Below are 17,383 nucleotides of genomic sequence, written 5' to 3'. Positions count from 1 at the left end.
AAATAATCCACCATCCTAAAAATACAAAAAAGCCTTTCAAGCTTAATATTTCATAGCTTGAAAGGCTTTATCGATCACATATTTTTATCTAGGTAAGGAGCTTAATATTGGGGTTTGATTTATTTTTAAAGGCTGAAAGATATTAATATAAAGTCCGATTTGGATATCTGACTCCATACATAGTTTATGTATTGTCTTCTTTAATCATGTCAGCTGCCTTCTCTGCTACCATAATTGTGGGTGCATTTGTATTACCAGCCATAACGAACGGGAAAATATAGGCATCTACCACACGCAGTCTTTTAACACCTCGAACCTTTAATCGTGGTGTCACCACTGCCAAACCATCACTTCCCATTTTACAGGTGCCATTTTGGTGATGGTAACTGACAACTGACGAACGCACATACTCTGCAATTTGTTCATCTGTTTTAACCTCTTCACCTGGATATATTTCTCGACCACGCCATTCTTTTAAGGCTGGTTGGTTTGCGATATTACGCATTTGTTTAATCGAAGTCACTAATGTATCGACATCATATTGTGTATCAAGTACATTTGGATCGATATTCATCTTATCATCAGGATTAGAACTGTTTAGTGTAATCCTACCGCGTGAGGTCGGTCTAACTCCTGCAGCTACTAGAGAGAATGCATTTTGAATGGAACTATCTTGACCAGGTACGTAATAAGGAACATGGAAAAAAAGTGGCTGCATATCGGCCCCTGGTAGAGCTGTCTGAGTTTTTGCAAACATATGAGCATGCAATACTTGAATAGACATGTCACTTGGTGGTGGAACTTCCTTCTTTCCTTCATATATTACAGGGCTTAAGTTATGGTCGTGGAGGTTTTTACCTACACCGGGGCTATCGATAATCACATTAATAAATACCAAGCTTTTCTAACTCTGATTTTGCCCCAATGCCTGATAGCATCAAAATACGAGGAGATTCAATCGCACCGCCACATACAATCACTTCTTTTTTAGCTTTGACTGTTTTGATAGTGCTTTCTTGACGATATGTAACACCTGTCGCCACACCCTTTATTATATTTACTTTATGGACACGTGAGTTAGTTATTAATGATAAATTAGGACGATTGAGAGCTGGCCGTAAGAAAGCGACTGCTGTGGAGTGTCTCTTCCCATCTTTCGTATTTAAATCAGTATAACTGACCCCTTCTTGTGTCTCCCCATTGCTGTCATCATTAAAAGAGATACCAGACTCTACAGCAGCATCAACTATCGCTTTCGTGACTGGATGAGGAGTAAAATCTGCAGTAACATGAAGTAGCCCGTCACCGCCATGATAGACACTTGGACCACGTGAGTAATTTTCTGACTTTTTGAAATATGGTAGTACATCATTATAAGACCATCCATCACAACCCAAGTCATTTGCCCAATGATCATAATCAGATGCATTACCTCGCACATAAATCATGGCATTTAATGAAGATGACCCACCCACTGTTTTACCACGTGGCCAATTTAAGACGCGATTGTGTGCATTTTTTTGCGGTATAGTTTTATAGTCCCAATCATATTCGGTACCCCATAGCTCAATTAAACGCATAGGTGTTGATATCATTTCACTGTTATCGGGACCTCCTGCTTCAATAATAAGTACCTGACTACCGTCTTCAGTTAGACGATTCGCAAGTACGCAGCCTGCTGAACCTGCGCCAATAATCACATAATCGAATTCCTTACTATGGCTATCTATAGGATTAATACTTGCACCTATAGCACCTTTAGATAACATAAGTACACCTGAAGCAACTGCGGTGTATCCTAAAAAATTGCGACGTGAAATACTTTTTGACTTATTTTTAGTAGACATTAAAACTCCTTTTTATTGTCAGCTATATTCCTTTATTTTAGATGAGCCTATTTCAATCCTAGATTAACTAACCATCTTCAGATAACTGATTTTTCTACTAACAACCATGTAATCTGATGCTTTTAGCATCTCTAAAGATAAGTACTCACTACCTGTTCTACTTCAGCCATACTTTTTGCATTTAACTAGCGGTCACTAGATGCTTGCTATGTAATAAATATCTATCAAGATTTAAAAATTTGCATGGTCTGTATAGAAGTAAACTCTTTGAGACCAGCTTCTCCAAACTCAATACCAAACCCAGAGTCTTTAACACCACCAAACGGAGCATCGGGTTGCACCATGGCATGATTATTAATCCACACAGTGCCACAGTCTAAACGTGAGCCGATACTCTGTGCTTTTTCGATGTCTGTCGACCAGACTGAACCGCCAAGTCCAACAGATAAGCGGTTGGCACTGGCTATCGCCTCTTCGACATCGCTAAACTTAATAATCGGTAGAATCGGTCCAAACTGTTCTTCATCAACCAATCTTGCGCCATCATTGATATGACTCACCAACGTTATGGGATAAAAATAGCCAGTCTCGTCTACCACTTCTCCGCCGCATAAGAAGTTTGCACCGCGCTCTTTGGCATCTTGAGCAAGGGCTTTGACAATATTTAATTGTGCCTCATTTTGTAGAGGTCCAAAGTCGGTGTCTTCATCAAGCCCATTACCTGTCTTCATGCTTTTGGCAATCGCGGTCAAGGTTGCACACAACTCATCGTGCACGGATTCATGCACATACAGTCGTTTTAGGGCGGCACACGTTTGGCCATTATTGATAAAAGAGGTTGCAAAAATCTTACCCGCGATGGCTTCAATATCAGCATCCGCCAGTACAATACCAGCGTCATTGCCACCTAACTCAAGCGTCAAACGTTTTAAAGTCACCGCAGCGCTTTTCATGATGGCCTTGCCCGTTGGGGTTGAGCCTGTAAATACAATCTTTTGAATATCCACATGTGCAGACATCACCGCACCAATATCACCTTTGCCAGTTACCACATTCAATACGCCTGCTGGCAAAATATTTTTAGCAATCTCACCAAAACATAGTACGGTCAATGGGGTCATCTCAGACGGTTTCATGACGACGGTATTACCAGTGAGCAAAGCAGGAATGATGTGCCAAATACCGATGAGTAAGGGATAATTCCATGGGGTAATTGAGCCTACAACGCCCAGTGGCTTACGATGTAACTCTATCCGAGCCAAGTCATTGTCTTGAATGATTTCTGGTTCTAACGCCATGCTGGCAGTCGCACGTATCCAAGCCAATGCACCACCCAATTCAAAGCCTGCACCCAAATCGGCAAAACCTTTTGTGGGTTTGCCTTGCTCTTTGGTCAGCATTGTCATAAGCGCATCAGCATGAGCTTCAACCGCATCAGCAAGCTGCATTAAGTGGTCACGGCGCTCTGCATAGGTGAGTGCTGACCAACTAGGGAACGCAGCTTTGGCTGCTGCGACTGCTTCATCTAGTTGAGCCACACTAGCCTTTGGGCAGCAGGCAATAACAGATTTATCAGCAGGGTTGATGACATCAAAATAATCGGTAGTGGCAACGCTTTTACCGCCGATAATTAAATTAAAAGATTCCATTACTTATCCTCTTATTGTTAGGATCTATTGTCTATAGAATTGACCCGCATGATTTAAAAATAGTAGATTTAATAACGCTAAAAACAATGGGCCTTAATGCAACAATATGAGTGCCACATTAAAGCCCATTATGTTAACAACACGTCAGGTTTACTTACTATCGTCTTTACTTTGATTAAGATTTAATGAAGGGGTTTCATCAAAGAAGTTCCATGGTTTCAGCAGAATATTCACCCACTCTGTTGGCATAATAGGCCATTCTTCAGCCCGGGCTATATGCGTAGTGCCCGTGGTTAGCCACACCACCAAATCTTTGTTATGAATGTTTTCGTCATCTGCAACAAAGGCGCCTAGCCCTGTATCTTTATCAGAGCGATTGGGATAAGTACCCTCTGGATATAGCTCATTCGTCTTGTATTTTGTGACCCAAATTTGTTTATCCATAAAGCTAAGACGATTAAATAACCACTCATCGTCTGCAAAGTTAGCGCCTTTCGCAATGGGATGAGTGGCACCTGCAAATGGAATCATTTGATAAGACACTGGATTGCCCATACGATTTTCTTTACTGGCATTACTGATTAAACGCACAGTAGTAGGGTCAAAATTCTCTTGCGCCTTAGTTTCTGTCACTACTGTCGTCTCGCGAGTCTCCATTGCACTGGTACGCGGGCCACTGCGCACATTGGGTACGACGACTGGCTCTATACGTTTGATGTTGTTAGTCTCGCCATCGACATCCATATCCAAGCGGAAGTTATAGATATGCTGATGCGTGGTGCCAACGATGTTATGGTCTATCAGTGTGCCATAACGTGTGTCTTCTTTAGCACTTGGGTCATGCATGGTTTTTGCAATAACACCTTTGACCGCCTCGATACCAGTAGCGCCGGCATTGATACCAATGGTACCGTTTGGCTGAAGCACCCAGTCAAAAATATAGTCATAGTTGCCGATGGTGCTGATCCAGCGTACGACCAGCTCACGACGCTCAGTACTGACATTTTTCTGTCCCATTTCTTGATGTTTAAACTCAGGACCTGCATAACGTTCAAACACGGCGATGGCATTCGGAATGGTATAAGGATTGCCTTGGTAATCTGCAAGCACCGCATCAAGGAGTACCGCGTTTTCTGGTGCGTCAACGTTTCTTTCTAGCGGGGAGGTTAAGGTGCCCATACCATATTCGCCAGAGTCTAAATAAGACTTAAAGTACCAACCCATATCGGGGTCACCATAAGGGACTACCATGCCGCCTAAGTTGCCTTGATACATGATTTTACGGTCTACGCCTTTGTCTTTAAAGGTTACGGTACTGAGCTGTAAACCGGTACGACTGTCTAGACCAATATGGAATTTCCAATTGTTCCACTCAATGTTTCGACCAGTGATGGTATAGTTTTTCCCTTCTGGTTCGATAATGTTCAGTGGCTTATTGGTCACAACCTTTTTATCGCGACCATCAATTGGGCGCGGGGTCATCGGCACTGGAATAACACCGCCTTCTTCGATTTTAATGATCTTGCTCTTATCTAAATCGACCACTGCTACTAAATTTTCGATCGGATGTGCCCAATAGTTGCCATCGCCGACATCTAGGTAAGAGACAATTTTTAGAATCCTCTGTTGCTTGTCTAATAGACCATCTTTTCCCCCAAAATACCCAACTGTCAACGGTGTGCCCACCACTTTGGTCACATCGTCTACCCCATGTTTTTTCAGTGCGGCTTTATACTCTGGGCTAGTTTGAATGATGTCTTGTATGGCCATAAAGTCATCGACCAGTACCATGCCAAAAGTGTTCTCTAAAACTTTCCAGCTTGTCAGCGTGTTTTTGCTTAAATCGACTTCCCCTTCAATGACCGTATTGCCTTTTAAGATGGTAAACGTTGCCACACGGTCGCTTGTATAAGGTTTTTTATCGATCACGTTACGCCAAACGGCATCTTTGTCAGGTTGCTTTAGGCGAATATCAGCAAACCGTGAGTTTTTTTGTTCAGGTTTGGCTTTACGAATAATGGCTGTGACTTTGTTAATCTCGTCACTGCTCAAAGTATTGAGTGGATGCGGTATGCTCTCTACTTTAAAGGTTTGGTCTAAATTGGATTGGAGTATTTCATTGGCCAAGGTGTCGGGCACCAAAGCTTGGCCATCTTTCATGACCAGTGGGTTGGTGATCTTTAAAGACTTCCCATTCACCATGGCAGTAGAGCTACTGGGTTTGATTTGTACTCGTGTAGAGTTCTTGGTGATAGTATACATATCAGCATAACTGTCATAGGTGACCTCTGCACCCGCTGTAGACATTGCTTCCTCAATCGGAACCATGTGCACCTCTCCACCATGTGCCAGTGCTTGACCACTATAAATAAAAGCTAAGCTGGCGACTAACGCGGTTAAGGCAGACTTGAATGTGATATTGTGATGAGATTTGATGCGACTGTTGGCAGTAACATCTTCCTGGTGCTGGCGACTAAATTGATAGCGTGTCATAAATAACGTCCTTGTCATTGAGGGTAGAAAGAGATTGTGTTTTCGGTGTTCATTGTTACTTTGTGCTTACGGATCTAAATTAGACTTATAAGCTGGGATTATTAATGGCCTTTATTATCAAAGTTCTGATTTGATATGATGTTGAGCATTAAATTGCTTATGTGTTAACCGCTCGCCTGCATCCATGGTTAAAGGCTCAACTTCCTTTAAAGAGTGCAAACAACGTTTGGTAAGATCTATATATTGCTGAGTACCATGAGCTTTCCAAGCCAACTCCTTTTGTTCAAGTTCTCTTATTACTTTTGTGGGGCTGCCTAATGCCATGACATTTGGCGGAATGATCATCTTCGCTTTGACGGTACTATTAGCACCAATAATGCTATTTTCACCTACTTCTGCGAGGTCTAAAATGACACTGTTCATTCCGATGAGTGCATTCTTTCTCACAATACAGCCGTGTAGAATGGCTGCATGTCCAATATGTCCATACTCTTCAACCACTACTACATGGTTGGGAAAGCCATGTATAATGCAATTATCTTGGATATTGGCGTTTTTTTTAACACGAATACCACCGAAATCAGCACGTAATGAAGCGAATGGACCAATATATACACCTGCTTCAATCACAACATCGCCGATGATCACGGCAGTTGGATGAACATAAGCATCTGGGCTAATAACGGGTATTACACCGTCAATGGCATAGCAAGGCATCATCGTTTCCTTATCAAAAAATATCAAACAAAGTTTAAAGTCATCATTCGCTTAAGTTTCTTCAGCATACTTTAACCCGCCAAAGCGTTTATAAAACTGTGGCCGTGCTGGTGGCATAGTCCCCTCAGCAGTGCGGGCAATGTTAAGAAAAAACTCTTCAGACGAACTAATAATCATTTGGTACACATTACTGGTCAAATTACGCGCGGTCAGTGCTAGCCAATCCGATGGCAATAGTTCTAGAGGTAAATTCGGATCTTTTAATAAGATACGTCGGTACTGGTGAATCAGTAGAATGCGGATTTGAAACGCTTGTAGTTCATTAAGATCACCATCTTCAATGAGGCTTAAAACATTACGAAAATCGTTAATAAATTTATCATAGCGTTGGTGCAGCTGCTCGATGGGCCAGTTCACCTCAATCATACGCTTGAGTGTTGGGTATGACTCTTGCCATAAGTGCAAGGCTTCAGCACGAAACACTACCACTTGTTCAGTCATATTGAGCTTAAACAGTAAGTTTTGCAGCTGCAGTTCATCACAGCTAGGATAGGCCATGAGATTGGTGGTAATATTGGCAAACCCTAACCACTCCAATTCTTTTTTGAGGAGTGTTTTGTTTCCAAGCTCAACCGAACTTAATAACACCAAGTCCCATTTGTGATCCCACTCACACTGATTTAAACCATAAATTTTTTCATGGGCGGCAGCAAAGCGTTCACGGCTGACTTCTGTAATGCGGTAGTAACTGGTACGTCCGATTTTTTCGGAGCTTAACCAGTCATTTTGCACCAAGCGAAACACCGCAGTACGCACGGAACGTTCGTTGAAACCGAACACATCCATGAGTTGAATCAGACTGGCTAAACTAATAACCCCTCCTCGTTGAAAGATACAATCACCAAAGATTGACATAATTAACGAGGTGCCACTTAAGACGTCTTCACAAATAAGCTCATTGATATATTGTTTTAGTTTAGCGTTCATGTCATTTATTCATTATTTAAAAAGCACGCAACAATACCCAAGAGACTATCGCGCGAGGTTAACTACATTAAGCAGGCACAGCGATATTGCGTAGGTCAACAACACGTTGAGCCTTACCCTCAGAACGAGGTAGCATACCTTGTGGTAAGACGTCTATCTGAACGCTGATACCCACCATGGTTTTTATTTTTTGTTCAAGTTTTCTGGCCAATTGCATCACTTCAAGATCACTGGCATCACTACGTGACTCAACATGGATACGTAGGGTGTCTAAGTGGCCGTGCTTGATGATATGAATTTGGTAGTTTGGCAGTAATTTTGATATTTGTAAAATTTGTTCTTCGATCTGCGAGGGAAACACATTGACGCCGCGGATGATCATCATATCATCACTACGACCAACAATCTTTTCCATACGACGCATGGTGCGTACAGAGCCTGGTAATAAGCGGGTCAAATCTCGGGTACGGTAGCGAATGATGGGCATACCCTCCTTAGTAATGGTGGTAAACACTAGTTCGCCAAGCTCGCCGTCTGGTAGCACCTCCCCGGTCTCAGGGTTGATGATTTCTGGGTAAAAATGGTCTTCCCAAATGGTTGCGCCGTCTTTAGATTCTAAGCATTCCATGGCGACACCTGGGCCCATGATTTCTGACAGACCATAGATATCTAACGCATCAATACCCATGCGTGCTTCGATTTCTTGGCGCATGGCGTTAGTCCACGGTTCAGCCCCAAAAATACCGGTTTTGATAGAACAGTCTTTGGCTGTACCAAATTTCTTCTCTAATGCTTCAATAATGTTCAAGCAGTAAGAAGGGGTAACCATTAATGCGGTTGGTTTAAAGTCATGGATTAGCTGGGCTTGGCGGTCAGTTTGGCCACCTGACATTGGGATAACCGTTGCACCTAATCGTTCAACACCATAGTGCGCACCCAAACCACCAGTGAATAGGCCATAACCGTAGGATACTTGGATACTATCTTTACTAGTAAGGCCAGCCGCACGCAGTGAGCGTGCTACGACATCCGACCAAGTCACGATATCTTGCTTGGTATAACCGACCACGGTAGGTTGGCCAGTAGTACCTGATGATGCATGAACACGGACGATCTGTTCACGTGGGACGCTAAACATACCGAACGGGTAATTATCGCGCAAGTCTGATTTGGTGGTGAATGGGAATTTGGCTAAATCTTCTAATGATTGGCAGTCTTCTGGGTGGACACCTACTTGATCAAATTTCTTCTTATATACAGGGTTGTTTTCGTATGCGTGTTTGAGTGTTTCTTTCAAACGTTTCAACTGTACGCTACGCAATTCGTCTACTGACGCGGTTTCGATGTGTTCCATAACGTTATGATTCATGTAAAACTCCTTTTCGTAGTCATCCTGACTACATTTCCAATTAAAAAACTCGGTTAAAGCCGTGATCAGACGTTTTCTATCACCATTGCCACACCTTGACCCACACCCACACACATAGTGCATAACGCATACTTACCGTTACGACGTTTTAATTCTTTCATTGCGGTGATGACCAAACGTGTACCACTCATTCCTAGAGGATGACCTAGCGCAATGGCCCCACCATTTGGGTTGATACGTACATCATTATCAGTAAGACCCAGTTCGCGAATCACGGCAAGGGATTGCGCGGCGAATGCTTCGTTAAGCTCGATAACATCCATCTGGCTTAATGTTAGTCCGGTTTGCTCAAGTACTTTTAGTACTGCAGGCACAGGGCCAATACCCATATAGCGTGGCTCGACACCAGCACTCGCCATACCAACAATACGCGCTTGCGGCGTTAGATTGTGTGCTTGACCAAAGCGTTCGCTACCCATTAGTACACAAGCAGCACCGTCATTGATGCCTGATGCGTTACCCGCAGTCACTGAACCACCCTCATTGCGAAATGGGGTTTTAAGACTAGCAAGAGCTTCTAAGCTAGCATCTGCACGTGGGTGTTCGTCTTGGTCAACAATCACGCTGCCTTTTTTCGTTTTGACTTCAACTGGTAAGATCTCTTCGGTAAAGAGACCCGCCTGTTGGGCAGCGGCAGTTTTTTGTTGGCTGCGTAGCGCGAATAGATCTTGGTCTTCGCGGCTGATCTGATATTTTTCAGCCACGTTTTCGGCAGTTTCTGGCATGCTATCAACACCATACGCTGCTTTCATTAATGGGTTAATAAAACGCCAACCGATGGAGGTGTCAAAAATTTCTGGTGCGCGGTGAAAGGCACTGGTCGGTTTTGATTGGACATAGGGTGCGCGGCTCATGCTCTCGACACCACCAGCCAATACAAACTCGGCCTCACCCGTTTTTACCAAACGTGAGGCGATGCCAATCGAGTCCATACCAGAGGCACAGAGACGGTTAACGGTGATAGCAGGCACCTTATCAGGCAAGCCTGCAAGTAAAGTTGCCATACGCGCTACATTACGGTTGTCTTCGCCAGCTTGGTTAGCACAGCCAATGACTACCTCATCGACCTTATCCCATGGCAAGTTTGGGTTTTGAGCTTTTAGGTATTGAATAGGCAACGCTGCCAAATCGTCTGTACGAACACTACTCAAGCCACCGGCATAGCGCCCGATTGGGGTGCGAATGGCGTCATAAATATATACTTGTTGCATCATAATTTCCCCTTACAATAAATTAATAAGCTTAAGCGCTCGCCGTGTGACAGGTGACGGATTTTTTTACCAAATACAGGCTGGCACGGTAACGTTCTTCACCATAAATACGTTGTAAGTTATTGAGCGTGTTAAGCACGGTGTCGTAGCCGAGCATTTGTGCCCATTCAAACGGACCTTGGGGGTAATTCACGCCGTACTTCATGGCCGCGTCGATGTCTGCTTCAGAGGCGATGTTATGTAACACTGCTTCACAGCCTTCATTAATGAGCATAGCAATGGTACGTAAAACATATAAACCAGGATGGTCGGCAGTCCAAATAACATGCACGTCAATGCGGGCAAAGGCTTGCGTCACCAGATCACGTTCATCATCATTACAGGCCATAGAGGCAGCCAATACAACAGCGCTGGCTTGTGACCAGTCCGCATGCCAGTCCATCAGCATGACTTTGGCATCACCATGATCAATCACCACGGATTCACCCAGTGATAAACGGATGCTGACATCACCAATTTCGATACTGTTCTGGACTGCATTTTCAGGAGTCACCGTGAGGCTATCAGCAGCTTGTAAGCGTTCAACCAAACCTTTGGCATAAAGCCAATCACCGCGTACGATAATGGTAGGCAGCTCGCCATCGCTTGCTTCAACGGTGGGCAACGTATAGGCAGGGGTTGCTGGGGTTTGGCTATAATCATAGAATCCTTGGCCAGATTTACGGCCGAAGCACCCTGCATCGACCAATTCTTTCTGTACCAACGATGGGCGGTAACGTGGCTCATAGAAGAAAGCTTGGTAGACGCTTTGGGTCACCGAAAAGTTGACATCTTGACCAATTAAGTCTGTCAACTCGCATGGCCCCATAGCAAAACGACCTGATTCACGCATGATAAAGTCAAGCTGCGCAGGCGTGGTCGCGTTTTCTTGCAGTGCGCGAAAACCTTCGGCGTAGTATGGACGCGCCACACGGTTGACGATAAAGCCTGGGGTAGACTTGGCGATTACTGGTACCTTTTTCCAAGCACTCATCAAGTTAAATAAACCATCTGTAATCTCAGTCGCTGTTCGTAAACCGCGAACAATCTCAACAAGCTTCATCACTGGGGCTGGATTAAAGAAGTGTAAGCCCACCACACGCTCAGGGTTTGGTACTGCTGAGGCAATCGCTGTAATCGATATTGACGACGTGTTTGATGCAAAAATCGTATCATTAGCACAAATATCAGCCAATTGGACAAAGAGCTGCTGTTTAATGTCTTGACGCTCAACAATCGCCTCAACGATCAACTGCACCGCTGCCATCTCATTAATATCTGTAATAATAGATAAATTCTCTAGGGTGCTATCAAGTAGCACTTGGGACATCTTGCCTTTTTGGACCCGTTTGGCAAGTTGGCTTTCCAGACTCGCTAAGGCGGCTTGACTTTTGGCAACATCTACATCAAAGAGATAGGTCGTGTGACCGTGCATGGCGGCCAACTGGGCAATGCCAATCCCCATCGTGCCTGCCCCAATAACGGCAATGGTTGCGTTTGATAAATCCCTCGTTTCCATGATTAACGTCCTTGGTAAATTGGGGTGCGTTTTTGCATAAAAGCTTGGACACCTTCTTTATAGTCGGCGGAGCGGCCAGCAAGTCGCTGCAAGTCCCGCTCTAAGATTAGCTGATCTTCTAGGCTGTTGTCCGCGGATACATTGATGGCTTTTTTAATGAGGCTTAGGCCATAGGTCGGTTGGCTGGCCAAGTGTTCGGCCAATTTACTGGCTTCGCTACGTAGCGCGTCATCTTCGACCACTTGCCAAATCATGCCCCATGCCATCGCTTGTTCAGCAGATAGCTTATCGCCTAATAGGGCTAAGCCCATCGCACGGGCGCGTCCGACAACGCGTGGTAAGAACCATGTACCGCCTGAATCGGGTACAAGCCCAAGACGACAAAACGCTTGGATAAATGAGGCTGATTTGGCCGCCAATACCAAGTCACACGCCAAAGCGATGTTCGCGCCGGCACCGGCAGCCACGCCATTCACCGCACAGATCACAGGCTTTGGCATGTCAGTAATCAGCTTAATAAGTGGATTGTAGTAAGTCTCGATAGATAGGCCCAAATCTGGCGCATCAGCATTCGGGGCAACTGCGCGATCGCCTAAATCTTGACCTGCACAAAAACCGCGACCTTCAGCAGAGAGCACTACAGCGCGAATAGTACTGTCTTTTGACCATGCTTTTAGCACGCTGACCACTTCTTTGTGCATGGTTTCATTAAAGCTATTAAGCTGTTTTGGGCGGTTTAAGGTAAGATAGCCGACGGCATTTTTTTCTTCGACGAGAATCGTTTGATAGTCCATTACATACCTCTAAAAATTGGTTGACGTTTTTCTAAAAATGCACGGATGCCTTCTTGACGATCTTGGGTGGCGGCAAGCCAAACAAATAGCTGACGTTCTTGCTTTAGGCCTTGGCTTAAGTTCACTTCGTGGATAGTTTTGAGTGACTGTTTGATGGCACGAATGGCCAAAGGGGCTTGTTTGGCGATTTTGGCCGCCAGATCAATGGTGTATTGTACGGTCAACTCGGTTGGGCAGATTTGGGTGGTAATCCCATGTTGTTGCGCGCTTAATGCACTAATCCTCTCACCTGTCATCGCCCAACGCATGGCAAGCTGCTGACCCACTAGGCGGGCGAGGCGCTGGGTGCCTCCTGCCCCTGGTAGCATGCCCAAGCCAATTTCAGGCAGTCCAAATTGGGCGTTTTCGCCCGTGACCACGATGTCACCATGCAGTACCAGCTCAAAACCGGCGCCGAGTGCATAGCCATTGACTGCGATTAATAGCGGCTTACTAAATTCATCGATTCGCTTCCATAAGGTTGGGCGAATGTCGGTTTGTAAGCTAACGGTATCGAGTTGAATAAGTTCGTTAAGATCTGCACCCGCAGCGAAGCATTCAGCATTGCCAGTAATGACGACCGCTTTTATATCGGTATCAGCATCATAGGCTTGAAGCCGTTCAACGATTTCTTGCAAAGTGGCGTTATTTAAGGCGTTGCGTTTTTCTGGGCGATTCAGCTCAATAAGTGCAACGCCCTCTTTTGGGCTGGAGATTTTAATGTAATTCATCCCTGAATCCTAATAAAAACAATGAAATAATGAGTTTTTGCCAAACCCTACTTTGGATATAAAAACGATAGATAGCTGAGTTGCTAGTGTCTCGCGATTACGCGTCAAAGCTTAATCGTATGTTGGCTGATACAGGTAATGCTTGGCAGCTGAGTACGTAGCCCTTATCTAACTCTTCTTGCTCAAGGCTATAGTTAACGGCCATCTCGACCTCACCTTCAATCACCCTACATTTACAAGTGGCACACACACCGCCTTTACAGGCGTAGGGTAAGTCAGCACCCGCACGTAATGCGGCATCTAGGATGCTGTCATCCTGTTTTGACACTTCAACGATCAGTTCACGTCCGTCCAAAATGATATTGACGCGCTCTTCGCTACGTTTTTCGATTTGCTGGGCGGTTGGTTTGTTGACAGTCCCCGTGTGGAAACGCTCGGTATGGATGTTGTTGCGATCGATACCAAAGTTTGGCAATACGGTCTCGACGGCTTCCATCATCTCTTCTGGGCCACAGGCAAAACAGTGGTCCACATCAGCACTGATAAGTTGGGAGTCAAACAACTGTTGTAGTTTATTCGCATCGATACGGCCATTAAAGATCTCGCTGTCACTCATCTCACGTGAGAAAATATTGACCAGTTGTAGACGTGTTTTAAAACGGTCTTTAAGGTCCATGATTTGCTCAGAGAACATGGTTTGTTTCCATGACTGATTGCCGTATACCAAGGTAAAATTAGCATCTGGTTGGGTATTTAACACCGTTTTGACGATGGATAAAATTGGGGTAATACCACTACCAGCAGCAAAGCTTAGGTAGTTTTGACCACCAGTTTTAGCGGCTTTTTGAAAGAAAACTCCTTGGGGTGGCATGACTTCTAGGGTATAGCCTACTTTTAGGTGTTCGTTTGCCCAAGTAGAAAATTGACCTTGATCAATCTTCTTGATGGCGATGCTCATGTCTTCTCGCACATCACTACAGATTGAGTAGCAGCGACGAATTTCGCCATTTTCTGTCATGTGACGGATGGTCAAATGTTGACCCGGTTGGTACTTAAAGGTTGCCGCGACTTCCGAAGCAAGATCAAATGCAATGCAAATCGCTTGCTCAGTTTGTGGCTGAATAGACTTGATAGTTAGTGGCAAAAATTGACTCATGCGAAAATCCTTCTTTCATATTGCTTAGTTAGTGAGCTGACTGTCACGTGCGGTCTCGCGACTACCCCTACCTTAGATGCATTTAAAATAATCAAACGGCTCAAGGCAGTCGAGGCACTTATACAGCGCCTTGCACGCAGTTGAACCAAATTCGCTAATCAGTTGGGTTTTTTGACTGCGACAATGGGGACAGGTCACACCATCGATTAGCGCCACGTGGGTACCACAGCTGTGTGAATCGCCTTGCGGCGGTGCAATGCCATATTCTTGCAGCTTTTGCTTACCTGCCTCACTCATCCAGTCGGTCGTCCAAGCTTCAGACAAGTCAATCACCACCTTTACAGGGGTCAGCCCACGTTCGGTAAACGTGTTGGTAATATCATCTTTTAGCATATCGGTTGCTGGGCAGCCGCTATAGGTTGGTGTTAAACGCACCACGATTTCGTTATCTGCGTTGATATCAACGCCCCGAATCATGCCTAAGTCAAGCACGGTCAAAACAGGTATTTCTGGATCATGAACCTGATTAAGGGCTTGCCAGCAGGCATCTGTGACTTGTGGAATTAACCGCATACTTTGACTCCCTGTCTTGTATGTTTACCAATTCATATTTGGGTAAGCACGTTGCATGTACTGTAATTCTGCCAAAATATAACCCAAGTGTTCGGTATGAGCGCCTTGTTTCGCACCACGGCGGTATGCGCCAATCTCAGGCAACGTTAAGTTCAAACGTGTCAATCCACTTTCAATCTGCGCTAACCATTCAGCTTTTAGAAGATCAAGTTTCGGTAAGACACCACTATCAACCAAAGCTTGTTCGTCAGTGGTGAGTTCAAACAATTCAGCAGTAAAGCGCCATAGGTTGTTCATCGCTTGTTGCGTTTTGTGGTGTGCCTCATCGGTACCTAGGCTTAGGCGTTCCATCCAGGCGCTTGAGAAACGTACGTGATATTTTGCTTCTTTCAATGACTTTACACCAAAGGCTGCAATATCTACGTGGCTGCTTTGGCTTAACGCGTCAAGTAACAATACATGGTAATGATCCATCAACCATTGACGCGCCATCGTTTGAGCAAAATCTCCATTGGGCTGTTCACATAGCAATAGGTTGCGATATTCACGTTCGGTACGTAAAAAAGCCATATTATCTTCATCACGGCCCAAGCCTTCGATTTTTCCGGCCAGACTCAGCACCGTACGTGATTGGCCTAATAAGTCTAAACCGATATTTGATAAAGCAATATCAAGCTCAAGCTCAGGGGCATGTCCACACCACTCAGACAAGCGGTGTGATAGGATCAATTGGCTATCACCAACATGAAGTAAAAATTGTGTTAATGCTTGGTTATTCATCGATTATCTCCTACCTTAAATATGTCCAATACCGTCTGGAATTTGATAGAAGGTAGGATGACGATATACCTTGTCGAGTGATGGCTCAAAAAACTCTGGTTTTTCCTCAGGTTGCGATGAGGTAATCAGCTCTGATTTCACTACCCAAATGCTCACACCTTCGTTACGACGAGTGTAGACATCACGCGCGTTTTGCAGAGCAATTTCATCATCTGGCGCGCGCAAGCTACCAACATGACGATGGCTGAGACCTTGTTTGCTACGGATAAACACTTCGTAAAGTGACCAGTTGTTTTTGCTTTCCATGGCTAATTTTCCTTTAAAAAATATTAAGCGACTTTTTGAGTATTGGCGTGTTGTTTCTGTGCATAGACAGCAGCAGAGTCACGAACCCATTTACCCTCTTCCCAAGCTTTACGTCGGGCTTCGATACGCTCATGGTTACACGGGCCTTTACCAGCAATCACGGCAAAGAGTTCGTCCCAGTTGATTTCACCGAATTCATAGTTGCCCGTTTCTTCGTTAAACGTCAAATCTTTGTCAGGAATAGTTAGACCAAGTTGAAACACCTGTGAGACGGTGTTATTCACGAATTTTTGGCGCAACTCATCGTTACTAAATAGTTTGATTTTCCAATCCATGCTAACAGCACTGTTGGGTGAATTATCATCACTTGGACCGAACATCATGAGCACTGGCCACCAGAAGCGATCGACTGCATCTTGTGCCATGGCTTTTTGTTCAGGTGTACCATTCGCCAATACCATCATGGCTTCGAAGCCTTGACGTTGGTGGAAACTTTCTTCTTTACAGATACGAACCATGGCGCGAGCATATGGACCATATGACGTCCGGCAAAGCGCCACTTGGTTGACGATAGCGGCGCCGTCAACCAACCAGCCGATAGCAGCGATGTCAGCCCAGGTTAAGGTTGGGTAGTTAAATATTGATGAGTATTTCATGCGGCCGGCAACGAGTTTATCCATCATATCGTCACGATCTGCGCCTAAGGTTTCAGCAGCGCTGTATAGATATAATCCATGACCTGCTTCATCTTGGACTTTGGCCAACAATACGGCTTTACGCTTGAGTGTTGGTGCACGCGTAATCCAATTACCCTCAGGTAACATACCAACCACTTCTGAATGTGCATGCTGACCAATCTGGCGAATGAGTGTTTTACGATAAGCATCTGGCATCCAATCTTTTGGCTCAATTGAAATGTCCTTTTCAATCTTGTTGTCAAATAATTCTACTTGCGTGTTCATTTGATACCTCGTCTTTAACAAGTGTTTGTGTCATCCAATTTAAAGCGATACTGTTTTAAAATCAATACCTATTTTTATGTATCGTTTTATTTTTTAGCTATTTTATTCATAAGTTGTTGTTTTAAATAAATATTTATAATATTAAATTTTT

The 17,383-nt window shown here is 44.5% G+C and carries 16 protein-coding genes; all 16 read right to left on the bottom strand.

Annotated elements, in window-relative coordinates; translation table 11 throughout:
- Positions 1–184: 184 nt before the first annotated feature.
- Positions 185–883, bottom strand: coding sequence for a GMC family oxidoreductase (locus ACZW67_RS12635; protein WP_465183536.1), 699 nt, complete (start codon positions 881–883; stop codon positions 185–187).
- Between the two features lies 1 nt (position 884).
- On the bottom strand, positions 885–1,847 hold the full coding sequence (locus ACZW67_RS12630; protein WP_465183535.1) for a GMC family oxidoreductase: 963 nt from the start codon (positions 1,845–1,847) through the stop codon (positions 885–887).
- A 224-nt stretch (positions 1,848–2,071) separates the two neighbouring features.
- Entirely contained in the window at positions 2,072–3,496 is a 1,425-nt protein-coding gene (locus ACZW67_RS12625) for an aldehyde dehydrogenase family protein (protein WP_465183534.1), read from the bottom strand.
- Between the two features lie 150 nt (positions 3,497–3,646).
- Positions 3,647–5,989: a primary-amine oxidase gene (gene tynA, locus ACZW67_RS12620; RefSeq protein ID WP_465183533.1), complete on the bottom strand. Its 2,343-nt coding sequence runs from the start codon at positions 5,987–5,989 to the stop codon at positions 3,647–3,649.
- 117 nt (positions 5,990–6,106) lie between these two features.
- Positions 6,107–6,706 carry a gamma carbonic anhydrase family protein gene (locus ACZW67_RS12615; protein ID WP_465183532.1) on the bottom strand — a complete coding sequence of 200 codons (600 nt, stop codon included), beginning with the start codon at positions 6,704–6,706 and terminating at the stop codon, positions 6,107–6,109.
- A gap of 51 nt (positions 6,707–6,757) precedes the next feature.
- Positions 6,758–7,693 (bottom strand): PaaX family transcriptional regulator, encoded by a 936-nt coding sequence (locus ACZW67_RS12610; RefSeq protein ID WP_465183531.1) that lies wholly within the window; start codon positions 7,691–7,693, stop codon positions 6,758–6,760.
- A gap of 67 nt (positions 7,694–7,760) precedes the next feature.
- The gene (paaK, locus tag ACZW67_RS12605; RefSeq protein WP_465183530.1) at positions 7,761–9,062 is read right to left on the bottom strand and encodes a phenylacetate--CoA ligase PaaK; all 1,302 of its coding nucleotides are present in this window, start codon (positions 9,060–9,062) and stop codon (positions 7,761–7,763) included.
- A 65-nt stretch (positions 9,063–9,127) separates the two neighbouring features.
- Positions 9,128–10,333, bottom strand: a complete 1,206-nt coding sequence (gene pcaF, locus ACZW67_RS12600; RefSeq protein ID WP_465183537.1) for a 3-oxoadipyl-CoA thiolase — start codon at positions 10,331–10,333, stop codon at positions 9,128–9,130.
- A gap of 31 nt (positions 10,334–10,364) precedes the next feature.
- On the bottom strand, positions 10,365–11,891 hold the full coding sequence (locus ACZW67_RS12595; RefSeq protein ID WP_465183529.1) for a 3-hydroxyacyl-CoA dehydrogenase: 1,527 nt from the start codon (positions 11,889–11,891) through the stop codon (positions 10,365–10,367).
- A 2-nt stretch (positions 11,892–11,893) separates the two neighbouring features.
- Positions 11,894–12,685, bottom strand: coding sequence for a 2-(1,2-epoxy-1,2-dihydrophenyl)acetyl-CoA isomerase PaaG (gene paaG, locus ACZW67_RS12590; protein ID WP_197176949.1), 792 nt, complete (start codon positions 12,683–12,685; stop codon positions 11,894–11,896).
- Complete coding sequence (locus tag ACZW67_RS12585; protein ID WP_465183528.1) at positions 12,685–13,455, bottom strand: enoyl-CoA hydratase-related protein; 771 nt, start codon at positions 13,453–13,455, stop codon at positions 12,685–12,687. Before ACZW67_RS12585 ends, paaG begins: the two co-directional genes overlap by 1 nt.
- Before the next feature lie 97 nt (positions 13,456–13,552).
- On the bottom strand, positions 13,553–14,611 hold the full coding sequence (paaE, locus tag ACZW67_RS12580; RefSeq protein ID WP_465183527.1) for a 1,2-phenylacetyl-CoA epoxidase subunit PaaE: 1,059 nt from the start codon (positions 14,609–14,611) through the stop codon (positions 13,553–13,555).
- Between the two features lie 72 nt (positions 14,612–14,683).
- Complete coding sequence (gene paaD / locus ACZW67_RS12575; protein WP_465183526.1) at positions 14,684–15,184, bottom strand: 1,2-phenylacetyl-CoA epoxidase subunit PaaD; 501 nt, start codon at positions 15,182–15,184, stop codon at positions 14,684–14,686.
- A 24-nt stretch (positions 15,185–15,208) separates the two neighbouring features.
- On the bottom strand, positions 15,209–15,964 hold the full coding sequence (gene paaC / locus ACZW67_RS12570; protein WP_465183525.1) for a 1,2-phenylacetyl-CoA epoxidase subunit PaaC: 756 nt from the start codon (positions 15,962–15,964) through the stop codon (positions 15,209–15,211).
- Positions 15,965–15,979: 15 nt separating this feature from the next.
- A complete protein-coding gene (paaB, locus tag ACZW67_RS12565) occupies positions 15,980–16,270 on the bottom strand; it encodes a 1,2-phenylacetyl-CoA epoxidase subunit PaaB (RefSeq protein ID WP_045447518.1) in 291 nt (96 codons plus the stop codon).
- Between the two features lie 23 nt (positions 16,271–16,293).
- Entirely contained in the window at positions 16,294–17,232 is a 939-nt protein-coding gene (gene paaA / locus ACZW67_RS12560; RefSeq protein WP_465183524.1) for a 1,2-phenylacetyl-CoA epoxidase subunit PaaA, read from the bottom strand.
- Positions 17,233–17,383 lie beyond the last annotated feature (151 nt).

It is taken from the genome of Psychrobacter sp. TPE 89C, from assembly GCF_055522395.1.
The sequence above is the reverse complement of the archived record's forward strand: the minus strand, read 5'-3'. Positions and strand labels throughout refer to the sequence as shown.

What these genes read in the sequence shown, in the direction of transcription:
- ACZW67_RS12630 (WP_465183535.1), bottom strand. Translation starts at nt 1,847, where the DNA reads ATGTCTACTAAAAATAAGTCAAAAAGTATTTCACGTCGCAATTTTTTA.
- ACZW67_RS12625 (WP_465183534.1), bottom strand. Translation starts at nt 3,496, where the DNA reads ATGGAATCTTTTAATTTAATTATCGGCGGTAAAAGCGTTGCCACTACC.
- tynA (WP_465183533.1), bottom strand. Translation starts at nt 5,989, where the DNA reads ATGACACGCTATCAATTTAGTCGCCAGCACCAGGAAGATGTTACTGCC.
- ACZW67_RS12615 (WP_465183532.1), bottom strand. Translation starts at nt 6,706, where the DNA reads ATGCCTTGCTATGCCATTGACGGTGTAATACCCGTTATTAGCCCAGAT.
- ACZW67_RS12610 (WP_465183531.1), bottom strand. Translation starts at nt 7,693, where the DNA reads ATGAACGCTAAACTAAAACAATATATCAATGAGCTTATTTGTGAAGAC.
- paaK (WP_465183530.1), bottom strand. Translation starts at nt 9,062, where the DNA reads ATGAATCATAACGTTATGGAACACATCGAAACCGCGTCAGTAGACGAA.
- pcaF (WP_465183537.1), bottom strand. Translation starts at nt 10,333, where the DNA reads ATGCAACAAGTATATATTTATGACGCCATTCGCACCCCAATCGGGCGC.
- ACZW67_RS12595 (WP_465183529.1), bottom strand. Translation starts at nt 11,891, where the DNA reads ATGGAAACGAGGGATTTATCAAACGCAACCATTGCCGTTATTGGGGCA.
- paaG (WP_197176949.1), bottom strand. Translation starts at nt 12,685, where the DNA reads ATGGACTATCAAACGATTCTCGTCGAAGAAAAAAATGCCGTCGGCTAT.
- ACZW67_RS12585 (WP_465183528.1), bottom strand. Translation starts at nt 13,455, where the DNA reads ATGAATTACATTAAAATCTCCAGCCCAAAAGAGGGCGTTGCACTTATT.
- paaE (WP_465183527.1), bottom strand. Translation starts at nt 14,611, where the DNA reads ATGAGTCAATTTTTGCCACTAACTATCAAGTCTATTCAGCCACAAACT.
- paaD (WP_465183526.1), bottom strand. Translation starts at nt 15,184, where the DNA reads ATGCGGTTAATTCCACAAGTCACAGATGCCTGCTGGCAAGCCCTTAAT.
- paaC (WP_465183525.1), bottom strand. Translation starts at nt 15,964, where the DNA reads ATGAATAACCAAGCATTAACACAATTTTTACTTCATGTTGGTGATAGC.
- paaB (WP_045447518.1), bottom strand. Translation starts at nt 16,270, where the DNA reads ATGGAAAGCAAAAACAACTGGTCACTTTACGAAGTGTTTATCCGTAGC.
- paaA (WP_465183524.1), bottom strand. Translation starts at nt 17,232, where the DNA reads ATGAACACGCAAGTAGAATTATTTGACAACAAGATTGAAAAGGACATT.